Here is an 18953-nt window from a genome sequence, read left to right on the forward strand (position 1 = left end):
AGTCGCTCCACCTAAATTACCACCAGCACCACTCTTGATCGATACACTAACACTCGCTGTACTGCCTGTCAGGTTTCCCTGCGCATCACGGATAGCAATTACAGGCTGAGTCGTTAATAAAGCCCCACTCACCCCGCCAACTGGCTGGGTCGTGATTGTCAATTGTGAAGGGCTTCCCGCCGTAACCGTTACATTGCTGCTGGTCACTGCTGTAAGCCCGGTAGAAGTAAACTCCAGCGTATAGTTCTCTCCAACAGTTCCGGCTAAAGTCAGGTTCGTGAAGGTCGCTGTACCTGCTACGGCAGTAACTGATGTTGTTCCACCCAGCGTTCCGCCCGTACCCGTTTTGATCGCCACACTCACACTCGCTGTACTGCCCGTCAGGTTTCCCTGCGCATCACGGATAGCAATTACAGGCTGAGTGCTTAAGACAGCTCCACTGGCTCCGCCAACAGGCTGAGTTGTAATGACAAGCTGAGTCGGAGTACCCGCTGATACAGTGACATTTGTACTGACAACTGCAACAAGCGAACCAGAACTAAATTCAAGTGTATAGTTCTCCCCAACAGTTCCGGCTAAGGTCAGGTTCGTGAACGTCGCCGTACCTGCTACGGCAGTAACTGATGTTGTTCCACCCAGAGTTCCGCCCGTACCCGTTTTGATCGCCACACTCACACTGGCTGTACTGCCCGTCAGGTTCCCCTGCGCATCACGGATGGCAATTACAGGCTGAGTGCTTAAAACCGCTCCGCTGGCCCCGCCAACAGGCTGGGTGGTGATCGTCAGCTGTGCCGGACTACCGGCCGTAACCGTTACATTACTGCTGGTAACAGCCGTTCCTGAGGCAGGTGTAAAAGTGAATGTGCCTGTACCGGCAGTTCCGGTGAAGGTAAGCTTAGTAGTTAAATTTGCAATACCATTGCTGAAATCTGCGATATTATTCAATTTATCACCATTACTCAATCCGCTGATCGAACCACTAAGACTGGAAGTAACTGTAATATTATTTGATGAAGCATCAAAACTGGTAACCGTATTACCATAAGCATCAAGTGCTGTCAATATATTGGTTCCCGTAAAAGCTGTCGAATTGATCTGCGGACTTGCCAGACTTACTGTCATCTTATTAAAGGCACCCGCACTGACTGTTACACTCAAACGATCTGCTCCTGTTGAGCTAATGGTACCATCAGTAACTGCAATGACTGCAGCCTCTGCCTTGTACAGCTTCAGCACCCCGTTATTACTGCCCGATACCGTAGCAACACCATTGGTAAAAGTAATTGTTGTTCCTGTTCCAAAATTAACCGCAATACCCGTCTTATCAGAAACTGTAGGAGCATTGACAGGACTCAAAGAGGAGTTTGCACCACTGAAAGTCAGACTCTTATCCCCGGTATAGCCTGTAACGGTATTGCCGGCATCATCTTTAGCAGTAATAGTAATGTTTTGAGCTGCGCCGGCAGTCTGAGTACTGTTACCTGTTATAACGAGCCTTGTTGCAGGAACGGACTCTCCGATATAATAATCACTAAAAGATGTTTGACTAACAGACTGCGTGCTGGTACTGGTTCTGTTTCCGATACCTGGTGCAGACCATGTACCTCCATCATTTTTAGCAATAATAAAATTTAATGGATTAGCTGAACCTGCTATATCTCCGGCAACAAAATTAAATGTGGAACTGAAAGAAGTAAATGTAACACCGTTATTAACCAGTGTCCATTTACGATTAAGGTATTTCGTTTGACTTATTCCTGAAGCAAGAGGCGGTTGCTCAGCAGCAGTAGAAACATCAAGGGTTCCGGAACCACCCGGAGTCCCGGAAAAGAGAATTGTAACCGGAGTATAATTTGAAGCATCTCCAATAGCAAAATCCGCTGAAAAGTTACTTGTTGCAGGTATTCCCCGTCTTAAATTTCCATATACATATTTACCACTTCCGGCACCTGAAATTGAGGCAGAACTTCCAAGAATTACTTTATTAACACCTGTGGTAATGATTCCGGAACTAAATGATAATACCCCGTTTACGTTAATATCAGCACTAATGGTAGCTCCTCCTGAATTAGAGAGTGTAAGGTTATTATAAGTGAATGCTGGAATTGCCTGAGAAGTACTTCCGTGAAAATCTATCGTATTCCCGGTAATAGTATAGCTTGTGCCCGATGCTGTAATGGAAAGTGATCCTGTAATCCCTATCGTACCTCCATTAACAAGGGTAATGATCCCCCCACCTCTTGAGCCCGATATCGTCAGGTTATTAAATTCAAATGCCGGAATACTCTGAGATCCCGAGCCATTGAAATTAACTGTATTAGCTGTTTTAATATAAATAATATTTGTGGCTGTGACAGAAAATGTTCCGGCAATCCCAATTGTACCTGCATTTGCCAGGGTTACATTCGCACCAGCCCTGTCCCCTGAAATGTTGAGATTGTTATAATTAAAAGCAGGAATAGTCTGTATTCCTGCTCCATTGAAATCAATAGTATTTCCAGTAATGATATAACTTGCATTCGTGGCCGTAGCAGAGAATGTTCCCGCAATACCAATCGTGCCACCATCTACCAAAGTCACATTCGTACCGCCCCTGTTCCCGGAAATAGTAAGATTATTATAATTAAGTGCTGATATGGTTTGAGCACCGGCACCATTATAATCGAAGGTATTTCCGGTAATGATATAATTAGTATTTGTGGCTGTAGCAGAAAATGTACCTGCAACCCCAATAGTGCCATTTACCAGAGTCACATTCGCACCACCTTTGCTTCCTGAAATGCTGAGGTTATTATAATTAAAGGCCGGAATAGTCTGTGCACCGCTTCCATTAAAATCAATGGTATTTCCTGTCTTTACATATACAACATTAGTGGCTTCAAATGACAATACGCCCGCAACACCAATTGTTCCGCCATTTACAAGTGTTAAATTGGCACCACCCATATTCCCTGAAATCGTCAGATTATAGTAATTGAACGCCGGAACTGTCTGTGCACCGGGAGCATTAAAATTAACCGTACTTGAAGTCACCGTATTTGTTCCGGTACTTGGTGTAAATGCTCCTGCTACACCAATTGTTCCTGTTGACGAGAGTGTTCTGCTACCATTTCCGCTGTTTGAAAGATGATAATAATTGACCGCTGCGATGGTTTGAGCAGCTGTGGATTTATAATCAACGGTTGTTTGAGCCGCAATATTCACTGTGGCAAAAGCAGGGAAGCTGGTTGAACTAATGCCATTTCCCAAAGCCAATGTTCCGGATGTCAGATTCAGGGTTCCGGTTGAAGTAAGCTGATTTCCATTATCATTAAAAATACTCCCAGAAATAACATTTCCGATTGTCAGGGTACCAACAGTTCTTGCTGCATGCAGATTTACCCCGGAACTGTTATTAACTTTCAAAATAAGGGGGCCGCTGCTCGCAGGAAATTCAATCGAAGTACTCGTCTGAACTGCACTTCCTTTATACTCAAGAGTACCTGAACCCCCATAAACAATAGCATTACTGATTGCAGCGGCTGTCCCCTGCATAGAAACAGTACCATTTACAGTAGTTGAAGCCGGAATTGTTTTATTGCCCGAACCTGAAAGGGTAAGATTTGTATAAGTGGCTGCTCTAAGCGACTGGGCACCGTTATATGCATAATTTACTGTTGCTCCGGTACCCGTAAAAGTCAGGGTATTCACCCCCGTACCACTCAGGGTGAAAGGTGTAGCCCCAGAAAGAACAAGTTCCGGACTTCCCGCACCCATTGTATAAGTGCTTGAACTGTTGGCTCCATTTATTGTAGTAAAAGTACCTCCAACAGTAATCACACCGGCATCATGACTGAGCACAGCATTTTGCAATCGCTGTGCATTGGATCCCTGTGTTGATTGAAGAGTCAGATTACCGCTTAGGGATAAAGTTCCCAGATCACTCGTAAGTGTAGTTGAAACAGTCGCTTTTCCCGAGGCAACAGTGGCATTTCCAATATTTAATGAAGCTGCAGCAATGCTTCCGCCTCCTGTAAAGACGACACTAACATTGGTGAGATCAACATGCGGAATAGAAATTGCACCACTAACTGTTAAAGTGACTGAAGAATTTACTGTAATTAATGAACCATTCCCCAGTGAGACAGAGGCTGCATAAGCCGCCGAACTAACTGTCACACTTATTCCCGGATTAATAGTTACGGCATCTCCTGAACCCGGAACCGTTTGACCACCCCAGGTGGCAGTACTATTCCAGTCGCCACTAACACTTGCCGTACGTTGAGCAAATGCAATGTTCCCCAGACAAAGGGTAAGAAAAAATATTAAAAGTACTCTTAACCTCATTATTCTTTTCTCCAAAACAGAGTAGCAATGATGGCATATTTCGCTGTTCGGGAGTACCTAAAGTACATGACATAAACCCTGCCAAAAAAACAAAGCTTTTCTTTAGTCTAAAATACTAAAAAAACAGAGGGAAACCTGTAAAAACGGGTAAAAAAACACTTCAAAACGAAATAATTTCATCAAAACTGTAGAAAAAATTCCCCCGTTATTGATACAGACAACTTATTATCACAAAAGGATATTTTTTTAACAAAATAAATAAGTACCCAGATACCATAATTGAATCAGGTATCCTTCAGTATAAAAGCATGATCTGAAAAAGCTGGACCACTTACACAAGCTACAAAATGGATGAATCACTATCATTCAACGGTCCTGCTATTAAGAATAGCAAGCCAGAACAAATTGAATGAATGTTTGAACCGGTTTGCTTCTACCATCCCAGCCTGGTATCATCTCCTCTCGGATCAGCACCACCTTCGTAATAACCCCAGCGGGTCTTCAGTATCGCATCTACCCTGCCAATTGCTCTTCTTTCTCTGAATTTGTAGGCTTTACCTTCAAGTTTCAGTCTTGTTAAACTATCCGGACTCCCCTTTTCAACAACTACCTCATCCGGCATCCACTGATGATGAAAACGTTTGGCATTCACCGCAGCCTGCATATTCATATCAAACTCAATGACATTCAGAATAGTCTGAAAAACAGAGGTAATGATTGTGGATCCACCCGGTGTGCCAACTACCATAAAAAGATCGCCATTCTTTTCCAGTATGGTAGGGGTCATAGAACTTAGCATTCGCTTTTCAGGAACGATTGAGTTCGCTTCACCACCCAGCAATCCGTACATATTCGGAGCCCCCGGTTTAACCGAGAAATCATCCATTTCATTATTAAGCAGAAATCCTGCTCCCTTCACAAAAACCATGGAGCCATAGCCCCCATTCAGGGTGGTTGTAAGAGAAACTGCATTCCCCTCGCGGTCTACAATAGAAAAATGGGTAGTCTCTTCACTTTCTTTCGGAAATTCACCTGCCTTTACATCTGTACTCAGTGTAGCTTTATTCCAGTTAAAATTGTTCATTCTCATTTTTGAATAAGAGGGATCAATTAACTGTTTCTGTGGCACTTTATAAAAATCAGGATCTCCCAGGTGGGTGGCCCTGTCGGCATAAACCCTTCGCTCTGCCTCAATCATTACCTGCATAGCAGAATCAGAATTATGTCCATAACGTTTTAGAGGGAAAGGCTCCACAGAGTTAAGAAGCTGCAGCAGGGCAATCCCGCCACTGGATACCGGAGGCATGGTAATAACCTTATAATCCTTGTACTTCCCAATCAAAGGTTCGCGCCATTGTGCCTGATAGTTCTTCAGATCTTCTTTACTGATTAAGCCACCACCAGCAGCCATTTCAGCTACAATAAGATCCGCTACCTCACCGGAGTAAAAACCTTCACGCCCTTTATCCCTGATTAATTCAAGAGTCTTTGCCAGATCTTCCTGAACCCAGGTATCTCCGCCGGTAAATTTACTCTTGATAAAATAGGTTTTGTCAGGATTGAATTTCCTGAATGGCTCCTGCATTTCATTCAGTTCTTCGGCCTGCTTTTCAGTAACAGGAAACCCATTTCTTGCCAGATCAATTGCCGGCTGAACAAGATCAGCCCATCTCAGCTTACCGAATTTTTCATGAGCCTTAACCATTCCGTCCACACTTCCCGGAACACCTGCAGCCAGATGACCAAATAAGCTTTTCTCAGGTATGGCATTCCCTGCAGCATCCAGATACATATTCCTGCTTGCTTTTCCCGGAGCTTTTTCACGAAAATCAAGTGTTGCTACCTCCCCCCCGGCAGAACGATAGACCAAAAACCCACCACCACCAAGATTACCTGCTGTTGGATATACTACCGCAAGTGCAAACTGTACGGCAACAGCTGCATCAACTGCATTTCCTCCTTTTTTAAGGATATCCAGTCCCACTTTTGAAGCTGAAGGATGGGCAGAAACCACCATACCGTTTTTATATTGCCCGCTATTATTCTGTGCAACTTGTCCGCCCGCACATGCTGTCAATAAAATACCCAAACTGAGTATGACTGCTATAAGCTTTAAATTTCTGCTCATTCTTAAATTATACATTCCTGTAAATATTTTCTACTAATGATTTATACTTTTCTAATATTACCTTTCTCTTCAGGCTCAGTTTTGGAGTGAGTTCCCCTCCGTCAATACTCCACTCATCACTAAGCAGCTCAAACTTTTTAACCTGCTCCCAATGCCCAAAACCCTGATTAAAATGATCGATTACCGATTGTATCTTATTAATCACACGCTGATCTTTAACCATTTCAGCATTCGTGGTATAAGCAATATTATTCCGATCACACCATCCCCGGATGGCAGGAAAGTTAGGCAATATCAATGCCGCCGGGAATCGCTCATTTTCTCCGATTACCATGACCTGTTCAATATAGGGCGACTCCTTAAACTTATTCTCCAGAATTTGCGGAGCAATATATTTACCTCCGGCAGTTTTAAATATCTCCTTTTTCCTGTCGGTAATCCGCAGATATTTCCCATCCACCATTTCACCGATATCCCCGGTATGAAAAAAGTCATCTTTATCGATTACCTCAGCGCTGAGATCCGGACGATTATAATAGCCCTTCATGATATTAGGCCCCTTACAAAGTATCTCTCCGTCTTCGGCAATTTTAACTTCAACCCCCCTGATCGGTTTACCTACGGTGGTAAATTTGGAATCACCAGGTCCCAGACCATTAACTGCTATCACGGGTGATGTTTCAGTTAGACCATAACCTTCAAGCACCGGCATACCTGCAGCTCTGAATACCCTTGCAAGTCGTGGCTGAAGTGCTGCCCCTCCTGATACCAGTGCAATAACATTTCCTCCTAAAGCCTCTCTCCATTTTTTAAATATCAGCTTATTGGCAATCTTCAACTGAAACTCATACCAGAAACCATTTGCACCGTCCAGTTCATACCTGAGCCCAAGATTAAGGGCCCAGAAGAATAACTGCTTCTTTATTCCTGTTAATTCAGCTCCTTTTGCAACAATGCGATCGTATACCTTCTCAAGCAAACGGGGCACGGTTGTAAAACCATGTGGCTTTACTTCTGCCAGATCAGCAACAATAGTATCTATACTTTGTGCATAATAAACTGATATGCCAAGATAGAAATACATATACAGCACCATGCGTTCGAAAATATGAGAAAGAGGCAGAAAACTTAATGCCTTTTTAAAGTCTTCAGGATATAAAACAGAAGATGCTTTAAAGTTACTGACCAGATTATCATGAGTGAGCATGACACCTTTCGGGGTTCCCGTAGTTCCGGAAGTATAGATTAAGGTTAGCAGATCATCCGGACTAATGGCTTGCCGGTATGCATCCAAATCCTGAAATTGTGCATCAGCACCAGACTTCAGAATATCCGACCAGTGAGGAACTCCATCAATCCTGTCGAAACTGAATATTTCGAATGCTATGTCCTCTTCAGTTCTGACTTTGTTCAGTTTATTATACAGTGACAGATCCGAAACGAATACGATCTTGACATCAGCATCACGAATAATAAATTTAATATCACTCTCAGCCAGGGTAGGATACATCGGCACCTGGGCAGCACCAATCTGCATAATCCCGAAATCGCAAATATTCCATTCCGGACGGTTTGGCGACATGATTGCCACCTTGCTATCCTTCTTTATCCCCCTTGCTATCAAGCCGAGGCTTAACAAATTAACCTGCTCAATGAAGCTTTCAGTAGAATATTTCACCCAGCTACCATCGCGCTTGGCTGCTACCATATCATCCTTACGATGATTCTCCAGAGAATGTGTAAGAAGATCAAAAACCCGTGTTATTTCTCCCATATCATCGATTCATATTCAAGTGTAATTTAATAAATTCGCTAAAATTAAGGGCTGCTGAATCGAGAAATAATTCTAAAAAATAATTTCTAACCATTGGCATTGTTTTTGGGTATATCCTGTTATTAAATTATGAATAATATGAAAAAGCTATTTTTACTTTGTTTAACAGTCGGATTAATTTTATTTGCTGACTCAAATGCAAATGCACAATCTTACAATAATGCCATTGGGGTAAGACTGGGTTCTTACAATGGACTGAACTACAAAACTTTTCTGCAATCAAACAAGGCTCTGGATTTTAACCTGTCTTTCAGAAATAACGATAATCTGAACCGTTTTATTTTTACGGGATTGTATGAAGTTCATAATCCCATTAATAATGCTCCGGGATTAACCTGGTACTATGGCGCAGGTGGTAGTATCGGATCTTATAAAGTGAAAGATTTTGAGGGCGAGATGTTCCTGAGTGCTGATGGTGTTATCGGATTGGATTACAAAATCGCAGAGGCCCCGATCAATCTGGCTATTGACTGGAGGCCACGACTTGAATTAACTCCAAATACCGGATTCGGGTCAGGAGACGTAGGATTGGCATTACGATTTACATTCTGATAGGATTTATAAAAAAAAGCAGGGTGTCCAAAAAATTCGGGCACCCTGCTTTTTTTTGCTTTTTCTATATAAAACAACAAACGACAATAAATCTTTCTTCCATTTTTGTTCAAAACGGCTTCATAAGAACGATCTTTTGATCGAATTTTGATCAAATCCCCGAATAATCGTTAATAATTTCATATAAATAGATCAATAATCAGCTAAAAGATTTACAATCTGAGCCATCTCTTTCTAACAGCCAACTGCGCTTCAGTTGGATTCGGTAAAGAGGCAATCCTGAATTTATGATTCGGATTTCTAACCAGAATCACTTCAATATCCCTGATCAAACCATCACGGTTAACAGTAATATTTACCTTATCGCCTGTTTTTTTGCCTGAAATGAATTTATCAACTTCAGATAACCGCGGATCAGAAACATTGTTGATACGATAATTATCCATAGACAAAATTTCATCATTTACATTCAGGCCGGCATTCCAGGCCGGGCTCTGTCGACTCACATTGGTTACTACGATCTTACCATCCTTCAAAGCTGTTACTGCCCCCAGATAGGCATCCTTACCCACAGCCGCATCGTCGATCAATGTTAGTCCTGCATAGGCAAAATATTTATTGTAATCGATGGTCTTTACTCCGTTAACATAATCCCTGTAAACATCTTCAAAAGATTTCCCTGACACCTTTTCAAGCATTGATCTGAACTCAGCATCGGTATATCCGCGGCCTTTTTTTGTATAATATTCATCATACATCGCTTTCATGACCTCATCCAGTCCGGCTTTTGTTTTGGTAGAATTAATAATTTCCAGATCCATGATCAAACCTATCAAAGCACCCTTACTGTAATAAGATATAGTAGAATTTGCTGAATTCTCATTCGGACGATATTGCTTGATCCATGCATCAAAACTGGCCTGACTTACCGGATCAACACGATTTCCCGGCTGATTTTCAACAGAACTGATTGTACCGGCCAGATTCATCAGGTAATGCTCTGCACTTTGCAGGCCTGCCCTCTTGGTGTAGATATCCTGATAATATGCAGTAAAACCCTCGGCGATCCATAAATTGCTGGTATAATTTTCCTGATCATAATTAAACGGACCCAATGCAATCGGGCGAAGCCGCTTCACATTCCAGAGATGAAAATACTCATGTGATACAAGGCCAAGAAATCTTAAAAGACCTGCCTCTGTATTATAAGAATTACGGCTTGCACCCAAAACGGTGGAATTCAGATGCTCTAAACCTCCTCCTCCGGAATTGAAATTATGGACGATAAATACGTATCTCTTATTCGGATTTACCCCAAATGTTTTGGTTTGCTCTGCAACGATCTTTGCCATATCACGCTTCAGAACCTCCTTATCGTAATTACCTCCGCCATACATTGCAACTTCATGTCTGGCGCCCTCTGCATCAAATTCGAAAACATCCTGATTACCCACTTCTATCGGCGAATCATAAAGAATATCAAAATCAGAAGCAATAAAAGTATTTGCTTTAGATGCCAGTTTCTCTAAACCTGTTGAAATTTTCGTCCAGGTTTTGTATGGCTTAATACTAACTTCAGATGATGCATTAAGCTGTCCGTCAGGATACATAAAGATTCCTGCAGGTGATAAGAATGCATGCGATTCATCAACAAAACTGGTTCTTACAGATATTTCAAAAGCATACACTCTGTATCTTACTTTTATTCTGCCGGTGTTTCCGGAACTTACTCTCCAGGTATTTTTATTAATTTTTTCTGCCGGCAGCTCAGCTCCTGAAGCATTAAAAGCCCGGAAAGATTCTACATTTTTTGCAAATTCCCTGATCAGGTACGAGCCGGGAGTCCAAACAGGCATTTTCAGATCTATATAAGCCGATTTCAACTCCGAAATTTCCATTTCAACATCCGCATAGTGCGTCTGGGGTTCCGAAAATGAAACTTCAAATGCAATCTTATTTTGAGCATTCAGATTATTGGCCATAAATACAATAATGATAAAAGAGAAAATATATTTCATAAAAAATAATTGGTGGCCAAAAATAGCTTTTTATACATTCATTAGAAATGCATACTGAACTAAGCTGTAAAATAGTTGCTACATTCAACTATTTGTGAAGTTTAAAAATAGATTTGTAATACCAATTATGAGGGAACCACTAGCCAATCCTTTACTAGCAGTCTCTAAAAAATATCTGAATGTACTCTCCAGAATGGTACATCAGCTATCTCTGGACAGATATCACTATGTTCTGGTGCTAATAGATTCGCATGAACAGTTGTTAACCCAAAAAGCACTTGCAGAGATATTGAATATTGACAAATCTTACATGGTTACCATACTTGATTATCTTGAGGAAAGAGACTACATACATAGAGAAAAAAACCCTCAGGATCGCAGGGAGCAGCTGATAACGCTTACTTTAAAAGCCAAAGAGGACATTCCTGTTATCAGGGATGCTATTGCAATTCTGAACGATGCATCACTTGAGAACCTTAGCGATGAACAGAAAAAAACGTTCTGCGAAGTATTACATATTATAGAAGATAACCTGGTAAAAATCGTTTCCGGCAACCTTAAAAAATCCTATTCTACATACACGAAAACCCATTCAATTATATGAAACCATCATGATTTTGCTAAAACCCGCAGCGGTATGATTATCAAAATCATGAGTGCCCTGCCGGTAGGCAGGCAGGCCTGCCTACCGGCAGGCAGGTTCATCAACATTAAAAAAAACAAAAACAAAACAGATGAAAACTAAGTATATCGTATATTTCTTTATTGCGCTTCTTATCGGGGCAATGGTTTACTACCGTCTGAATAAAAATAAGGCTATGCAGGTGCAGGGCAGTGGTCGTGGAACGGCGGGTGCTAGTGCCCCAATGAAGGTCAGCGGAATAATAACTAAAGCCGAAGATTTTTCGAACTCACTTTCAGTTGCAGGTTCGATTGAAGCCAATGAACAGGTAGATATACGAAGTGAGATCTCAGGACTGGTAACCGGAATATATTTCAGTGAAGGAAGCTCTGTAAGCAAAGGTAAATTACTGATCAAAATCAATGATCAGGAACTTCAGGCACAGCTTTCTCAGGCACTGACCAAGCAAAAACTTGCGCAGGAAACTGAATCACGTGCTAAGCAATTACTGGAAAAAGAAGCTATCAGCAAGGAAGAATATGATGTTGCTCTTGCAGAACTCCGCTCATTGCAATCGCAAACACAGCTAATCAGAGCCCAGCTGGCAAAAACACAGATTATAGCTCCGTTCAGTGGTAAAATCGGGTTAAGATCAATCTCTTCAGGCGAGTATTTAACTCCTTCAAGTACCATAGCACGTTTGGTGAGTACTGACCCGGTAAAGATCCTTTTCTCAATTCCTGAAAAATATGCCGGATTAATAAAACTGAATACCGACATCGCTTTCAGTGTAGCAGGATCAAAAACCACCTACAATGCCCGTATTTATGCGATAGAACCGGGCATCGACCTTGCAACACGTACACTTCAGCTTAAAGCAAAAGCGTCTAATTCCAAAGGGGAACTCCTTCCGGGGTCATTTGCAAAGATTGATCTTCCCCTCTCAAGCACAAATGATGCCATACTGATTCCTACCGAATCAGTAATTCCGGTTCTACAGGGTAAAAAAGTATATGTCAGTTCTAAGGGAAAAGCTAAAGAAGTAATGGTAGAAACCGGGACCAGAACAGACAAACAGATTTTAATCACTTCCGGATTAAATGTTGGAGATACAGTAATAACTACTGGTATTATGTCAATGAAAGAAGGCATGCCGGTAAATGTAATAGTGGGTAATTAATCCCCCCCTCTGAGTTTAGTTCTACATTAGTTTTTAAACATAAAACAACAACATGAGCTTATCAACCACCAGTATAAAAAGACCCGTTCTGGCAATCGTAATGAATCTTTTACTGGTTCTTTTCGGTGTCATTGGATTCAAATTCCTGGGAGTCAGAGAGTTTCCTTCCATTGACCCTCCGGTTGTTTCGGTACGTACCAGTTATCCGGGTGCAAACTCCGATATTATAGAATCGCAGATTACCGAGCCGCTGGAAAAAGCAATAAACAGTATTGAAGGCATCAAGAATATCTCATCATCAAGTAATCAGGGAACCAGTAATATCAATATTGAATTTAACCTCGATAAAGAACTGGAAGAAGCAGCGAACGATGTTCGCGATAAGGTTTCACAGGCCGTAAGAAACTTACCTAAAGATATTGATGGTCTGCCGGTTGTTTCAAAGGCTGATGCAAACTCAGAAGCAATTCTGTCAATGACCCTTCAGAGTGATCGCAGAAATCAGCTGGAGCTGAGCGATTATGCAGAAAATGTTATTTCTCAACGCCTTCAGACAATACCGGGAGTAAGCGGCGTTCAAATCTGGGGGCAAAAACGTTTTGCCATGCGTATCTGGATCGACCCGGCAAAACTGGCAGCATACAGACTTACTGCGCTTGATGTAAAAAATGCACTGGACAGAGAAAATGTTGAACTTCCATCCGGAAAAATTACCGGAAACTCAACCGAGTTATCTGTTAAGACACTGGGAAATCTATCCAATGAAGAACAGTTTAACAATCTCATCATACAAAGTTCGGGCGACAATATCGTCAGGCTGAGAGATATCGGCACTGCTATTCTGGGGCCTGAAAATGAGGAAACAATGCTTCGTTCATCAGGCACACCGATGATAGGAATGGGTTTGATCCCTCAACCCGGCGCTAACTACCTCGAAATATCTGATGAATTTTACAAACGCTATGAGCAGTTAAAGAAAGAACTACCGGAAGATTTCAAGGTTGACATTGCCCTGGATACTACCGTGTTCATCAAACGCTCGGTAACAGAGGTGGCAGAAACAATCCTGATCTCCCTGATTCTGGTTATTCTGATTATTTATATTTTCTTCAGAGACTGGAGTATCGCTTTCAGGCCGCTGATTGATATCCCGGTATCACTGGTCTCTACCTTCTTTATCATGTACCTTTTCGGTTTTTCTGTGAACGTACTTACGCTTCTGGCGGTTGTACTGGCAACCGGATTGGTTGTAGACGACGGAATTGTTGTTACGGAAAATATTTTCAAAAAGCTTGAAGAAGGATATAGCCCTATAGAAGCGGCAATAAAAGGTTCAAATGAGATTTTCTTTGCAGTAATTTCGATTTCCGTTACCCTTGCGGCTGTATTTCTTCCGGTAATCTTTCTCGAAGGCTTTGTAGGGCGTCTCTTCCGGGAATTCGGAGTCGTCATTGGTTCGGCGGTATTAATATCGGCATTCGTGTCATTGTCATTAACTCCGATGCTGAATGCATACATGATGAAGGCCAATAAAAAGAAAACCAAATTCTACAATTGGTCAGAACCTTACTTCGAAAAAATGACTTCGGGTTATTCTGATTCACTGACCAACTTTATGAAAAAGCGGTGGACAGCTTTTCCAATAATCATTGCCTGTATCGGCCTGATTGTTTTATTCTGGGCAGTTTTACAAAAAGAAACAGCTCCTTATGACGATCGTGCTGCCGTAAATATGCAGGTTACAACTCCCGAAGGTTCATCATACGACTATACCGATAATTTCATTCTGAAACTTTCACAAATGGTAGATGATTCAATTCCTGAAAAGGAATTTAACCTGACTGTAACCTCTCCGGGATTCAGTGGATCGGGTGCTGCAAATACCGGATTTCTGAGGATTCGTTTAAGTGATCCTTCAGAAAGGGAAACTACGCAGGCTCAGGTAGCTGAAAAGCTGACCAAAGTAACCAAATCCTATACTGAAGGAAGGGTATTCGTTATTCAGCAGCCAACAATTTCGGTTACACGAAGAGGCGGCTTACCGGTAAATTATATTATCCAGGCACCGAATTTCGAAAAACTGCGCGAGAAACTGCCTCTGTTTATGGATGAGATCAGCCAGGATCCAACATTTACTGTAACTGATGCAAATCTGAAATTTAATAAACCCGAGATTAACATTTCGATTGACAGGGAAAAATCAAAAAATCTGGGTGTATCCATTCTGGATGTTGCGCAAACCCTGCAATTTGCCCTGAGTGGCCAGCGTTTTGCCTATTTCCAGATGAATGGACGACAATACCAGGTTATCGGCCAGTATGAACGTGCAGACCGTGATGATCCACTCGATCTGACTTCTATTTTTGTGCGCAATAATAAAGGCGAATTAATACAGCTTGACAATCTGGTACAAATGGTCGAAACAAGTACTCCTCCTCAATTGTACCATAATAACCGTTTCATGTCGGCTACAGTTTCTGCCGGACTTGCCCCGGGAAAAAGCTTAGGAGATGGCATTGATGCAATGGACAAAGTGGCTGCCAAAATACTTGACGATACATTTACTACTGACCTCGGCGGTGAGTCGCGTGACTTCAGGGAAAGTTCATCCAATACACTATTTGCATTTGCTTTGGCACTCTTACTTGTTTACCTGATTCTGGCCGCACAATTCGAAAGTTTTGTAGATCCTTTTATCATCATTCTGACTGTTCCAATGGCTGTAGCAGGAGCATTTCTTTCACTATGGCTCTTTGGCCAGACCTGGAATATTTTCAGTCAGATTGGAACCATCATGCTGATCGGACTCGTTACAAAAAATGGTATCCTGATTGTAGAGTTTGCCAATCAGCTGAAAGAACAGGGAAAACCACTCAGGGAAGCAATCATTGAGGCAGCAGTAGCCCGTTTAAGACCGATTTTAATGACGAGTCTTGCCATTGCTTTAGGTGCATTGCCAATTGCTATGGCTTTGGGTGCGGCAGCAAAAAGCAGGATGAGTATGGGTATTGTGATTATCGGCGGGACATTATTCTCGCTAATACTTACTCTTTACGTTATCCCGGCTATTTACTCTATGTGGTCAAGAGAGCATAAGACCCGTCCGGAAATGAAGGAAAAGCAGGAGGAAGTGGAATTGACAAATGCTTAATCTAAAGCTTTTAGAGAATACCTGTATAAATTGTTTATGAACAGAAGAACATTGAAAAGAATTTTATTCCTGATTGTATTGCTTGCTGGCAACACTATTCAGGCACAGGAGAAATTAAGTCTGGAACAGGCTGTACAATTGGCTCTGGAAAACAATTATGATATCAAACTGAATAAAAATGATGTTGAAATTGCAAAAAATAATGTAAACAGTGCTATTGCAGGAATGCTGCCTGCTGTTACAGGTAATTTTAACACAAATAATACTGTTTCAAATACCAGGCAGACATTATCAAGTGGTGTTATTCAGGAAAGAAACGGGGCCAAAAACTCCAGTCTGGTTTACGGACCGGTATTAAACTGGCAGGTATTCGATGGTTTTCAGATGTTTGCCAGATATGATAAACTGAAAGAAATAGAACAGCTCGGAGAAGCTAGTTTCAGGCTTACCGTACAGAACACCCTTGCTGACGTAATCAGCAGCTACTATAATCTGGTACAGCAGCAACAGCAGATCAAAGCATTAAATGAGGCTCTTAATATTTCCAGATTAAGATTAAAAAACTCACAAAGCAGGTATGGAATAGGTAAAGCAGCAAAGCTTGAAGTGCTTGCCGCATCCGTTGACCTGAATACAGATACCACCAACCTGCTCAGACAGATTGATAGCTACAGAAGCACTAAAATCAGGCTTAACGAACTTCTTGCAAGGGAAATCAATACAGATTTCAGTGTTTCAGACACTATCGCCATTCTTGAAGGAATACTTTTGGAAGAATTACAGAATTCTGCAGCTAAACTTAATCCCAGCCTTCAATCGGCATTAATTAACCGCAGGATCGCAGAAATTAACCTGAAAGAAGTTAAAGGAAACCGCTATCCGGTAGTCAATCTTACTTCAGGATATAATTTCAACAAATCTACTTCTGAATTGGGATTTGCAAGAAGTTCAGTAGGCCGGGGATTAAATTACGGACTTAGCGCCTCTATCAATATTTTCAATGGTTACCTGCAAAAAAGAAATGAAACAAATGCAAAACTTGAAATTGAAAGCAGCCGGTTGCAATTTGAAAAAGTAAATCAAAGCATCTCATCACAACTGGCATCACTCTATCAAACTTTTCTCACAAATCTGGAACTCGTAAAGCTTGAGCAGCAAAACCTGGAAGTTGCCCGCCAAAACATGGATATCACCCTGGAAAAATTCAGACTGGGAAGTGTTGCACCTCTTGAATTCAGAGAAGCACAACGAAATTATATCGACGCAAGTGCACGATATACCAATGCTCAATATGACGCAAAACTGGCTGAGACTGCCCTGCTGCAAATTTCCGGAAAGTTAAACCTGAAATAAGCCCTGAATTCTTTGCATTTGCTTAAATGCAAAGAATTAGTAATTTTGATAGAATGAATTCTTTCAAACATAAAAATGTTCTGCTCATTGATGACAGCTATATAGATAATCTGATCAATCGAAAGATTCTGGATAACAGCAACTATGCTGAATCTATTACAGTTATGGAATCGCCGATGGAGGGCTATAAACTGATAAAGGATTTATTAAAAACCGGAAAAGAGTTACCTGAGGTTATATTTCTTGATCTGAGGATGCCGGTAATGAATGGCTTTGAGTTTTTAAAAGCATTAGTTGAACTTCCGGAGCTAAAGCCCGGACAGATGAAAATCTATGTGCTTACCTCTTCACTTGATCCTAAAGACATCAAGAAAGCCAACGAGAACCATCTTGTTTCGAAATTTATTGGCAAACCCCTTACCAATCAGATTCTCGAAGAAATTTAAATTTTACTATGTTATTAGTTGCAGACAGCGGATCAACAAAAGCCGATTGGATATTAACACTCCCGGATAAACGAACCATCTCTTTCAGAACCAATGGTTTCAATCCTTTCTTTGTATCTGAGAAGGATATCATAAAAGCATTCCAGAATACTCCTGAAATACACCCTTATACAGAACAGGTCAGTGAAGTATATTTCTTTGGAGCCGGTTGTTCCAGTCCCGACAAACGGGAACTTATATCCAATGCATTGTCAAAAATCTTTAAGAATGCCTTTGTAAGTGTCGACATAGATGTTATCGCATCTATTTATGCTACAGTAGGTACATCTCAGGGGATCTGTTGCATTCTGGGTACCGGGTCAAATGTTACTTATTTCGACGGCAGAAAGATTCAGGAAAGCAAACATGGACTTGGATATGCCCTGGGTGACGAAGGTTCAGGTACATATTTTGGGAAAAAGCTGGTTACAGGTTTTTTATACGAAACTATGCCATCCGACTTAAGAGAATCATTTGATAAAAAATTCAATATCGATAAAGAATTGATTATCAAAAAGATATACAAGGAATCATACCCGAATTTCTACCTTGCGAGTTTTTCACCTTTCATGACAGAGCATAAAAATCATCCTTACATCCAGGAACTTTTGAGAACAGGATTTAATGAATTTATAGACACTATTCTGGAGTCCTATCCTGATGCAAGTAAACATACCTGTCACTTCGTTGGATCAATTGCTTATCACTTTGAAGATATCCTGAGAGAATGTTGTGAAGCCAAAAATATTTCAACCGGAAAAATTCTAAAACATCCGATAGAAGAACTTTCAGCTTTCATATACCAAAATGGCGACAAACTGGTCCGCGAATTCTAATCTTTTAGAGGATAAGAATGAATTTATCCCTTAGTTTTCAGACAATTCCGGACTAAAACTCTTGTTATCCTGATAAGCTTCACAAAGCTCTTTCACACTATGGACTTCAAAATCTACTCCCCACGGATTCCAGGAAATGAAGCGCAGCTGGTCAGCAGCCTTCCCTTTCTTTGATATCTCTTCGTAAATACCAAAATTTCCGAGACTGTAGTAATTAATTTTCACGCTCCTGCCATTCAGGTCATGAGTGTTAACCAGCTCAAATCCCATAGATTTAATCCAGTTCTTTATTGCATTCATTTTACTTCTTACCATCTTATTAACATTTTATTACGTTTCATCCGTAAATATTTAATGTTGACTAGTTAAAGTCAACGGGTTTATACTTCTGTTAATTAATTAAAAAAACACAGCCAAGAGTTGTAAAATTTCATCCTCGAGCTCTATGGCTCAACCCTGTGTGCTTAG

12 protein-coding genes are annotated in these 18953 nt (G+C 41.2%); 7 read left to right on the forward strand and 5 right to left on the reverse strand.

The annotated features are described in order from the left end of the window. The 3 genes from P2W72_RS11045 to P2W72_RS11055 form a co-directional block, all read right to left on the reverse strand. Positions 1–4326 (reverse strand): hypothetical protein (locus P2W72_RS11045; protein WP_276362233.1); only part of this gene is annotated, 4326 nt, incomplete at its 3' end. Between the two features lie 433 nt (positions 4327–4759). Further along, positions 4760–6454: a gamma-glutamyltransferase gene (gene ggt, locus P2W72_RS11050; protein WP_276362235.1), complete on the reverse strand. Its 1695-nt coding sequence runs from the start codon at positions 6452–6454 to the stop codon at positions 4760–4762. A gap of 7 nt (positions 6455–6461) precedes the next feature. Beyond that, positions 6462–8228 carry a long-chain fatty acid--CoA ligase gene (locus P2W72_RS11055; RefSeq protein WP_276362238.1) on the reverse strand — a complete coding sequence of 589 codons (1767 nt, stop codon included), beginning with the start codon at positions 8226–8228 and terminating at the stop codon, positions 6462–6464. 138 nt (positions 8229–8366) lie between these two features. Between P2W72_RS11055 and P2W72_RS11060 the strand changes: the two genes are divergently transcribed. Next, positions 8367–8840 (forward strand): hypothetical protein, encoded by a 474-nt coding sequence (locus P2W72_RS11060; protein ID WP_276362241.1) that lies wholly within the window; start codon positions 8367–8369, stop codon positions 8838–8840. A 212-nt stretch (positions 8841–9052) separates the two neighbouring features. On the opposite strand, the gene P2W72_RS11065 is transcribed toward P2W72_RS11060, so the two are convergent. Continuing rightward, positions 9053–10858, reverse strand: a complete 1806-nt coding sequence (locus P2W72_RS11065) for a PDZ domain-containing protein (protein WP_276362244.1) — start codon at positions 10856–10858, stop codon at positions 9053–9055. Between the two features lie 127 nt (positions 10859–10985). Between P2W72_RS11065 and P2W72_RS11070 the strand changes: the two genes are divergently transcribed. The 6 genes from P2W72_RS11070 to P2W72_RS11095 all read left to right on the forward strand — a co-directional run bounded on the left by P2W72_RS11070 (position 10986) and on the right by P2W72_RS11095 (position 18485). After that, positions 10986–11462 carry a MarR family transcriptional regulator gene (locus P2W72_RS11070; RefSeq protein ID WP_276362247.1) on the forward strand — a complete coding sequence of 159 codons (477 nt, stop codon included), beginning with the start codon at positions 10986–10988 and terminating at the stop codon, positions 11460–11462. A 130-nt stretch (positions 11463–11592) separates the two neighbouring features. After that, complete coding sequence (locus tag P2W72_RS11075; protein WP_276362250.1) at positions 11593–12660, forward strand: efflux RND transporter periplasmic adaptor subunit; 1068 nt, start codon at positions 11593–11595, stop codon at positions 12658–12660. A gap of 52 nt (positions 12661–12712) precedes the next feature. Then, positions 12713–15811, forward strand: coding sequence for an efflux RND transporter permease subunit (locus tag P2W72_RS11080; protein ID WP_276362254.1), 3099 nt, complete (start codon positions 12713–12715; stop codon positions 15809–15811). 36 nt (positions 15812–15847) lie between these two features. Continuing rightward, positions 15848–17164, forward strand: a complete 1317-nt coding sequence (locus P2W72_RS11085; RefSeq protein ID WP_276362257.1) for a TolC family protein — start codon at positions 15848–15850, stop codon at positions 17162–17164. A 53-nt stretch (positions 17165–17217) separates the two neighbouring features. Further along, positions 17218–17610: a response regulator gene (locus tag P2W72_RS11090; RefSeq protein WP_276362260.1), complete on the forward strand. Its 393-nt coding sequence runs from the start codon at positions 17218–17220 to the stop codon at positions 17608–17610. An 8-nt stretch (positions 17611–17618) separates the two neighbouring features. After that, positions 17619–18485, forward strand: coding sequence for an N-acetylglucosamine kinase (locus P2W72_RS11095; protein WP_276362263.1), 867 nt, complete (start codon positions 17619–17621; stop codon positions 18483–18485). A 30-nt stretch (positions 18486–18515) separates the two neighbouring features. Here P2W72_RS11095 and P2W72_RS11100 read toward each other — a convergent pair whose 3' ends face one another. Next, complete coding sequence (locus tag P2W72_RS11100; RefSeq protein ID WP_276362266.1) at positions 18516–18800, reverse strand: hypothetical protein; 285 nt, start codon at positions 18798–18800, stop codon at positions 18516–18518. Between the last annotated feature and the right edge of the window lie 153 nt (positions 18801–18953).

It is taken from the genome of Daejeonella sp. H1SJ63, from assembly GCF_029360775.1.
Lineage (GTDB): Bacteria > Bacteroidota > Bacteroidia > Sphingobacteriales > Sphingobacteriaceae > Daejeonella.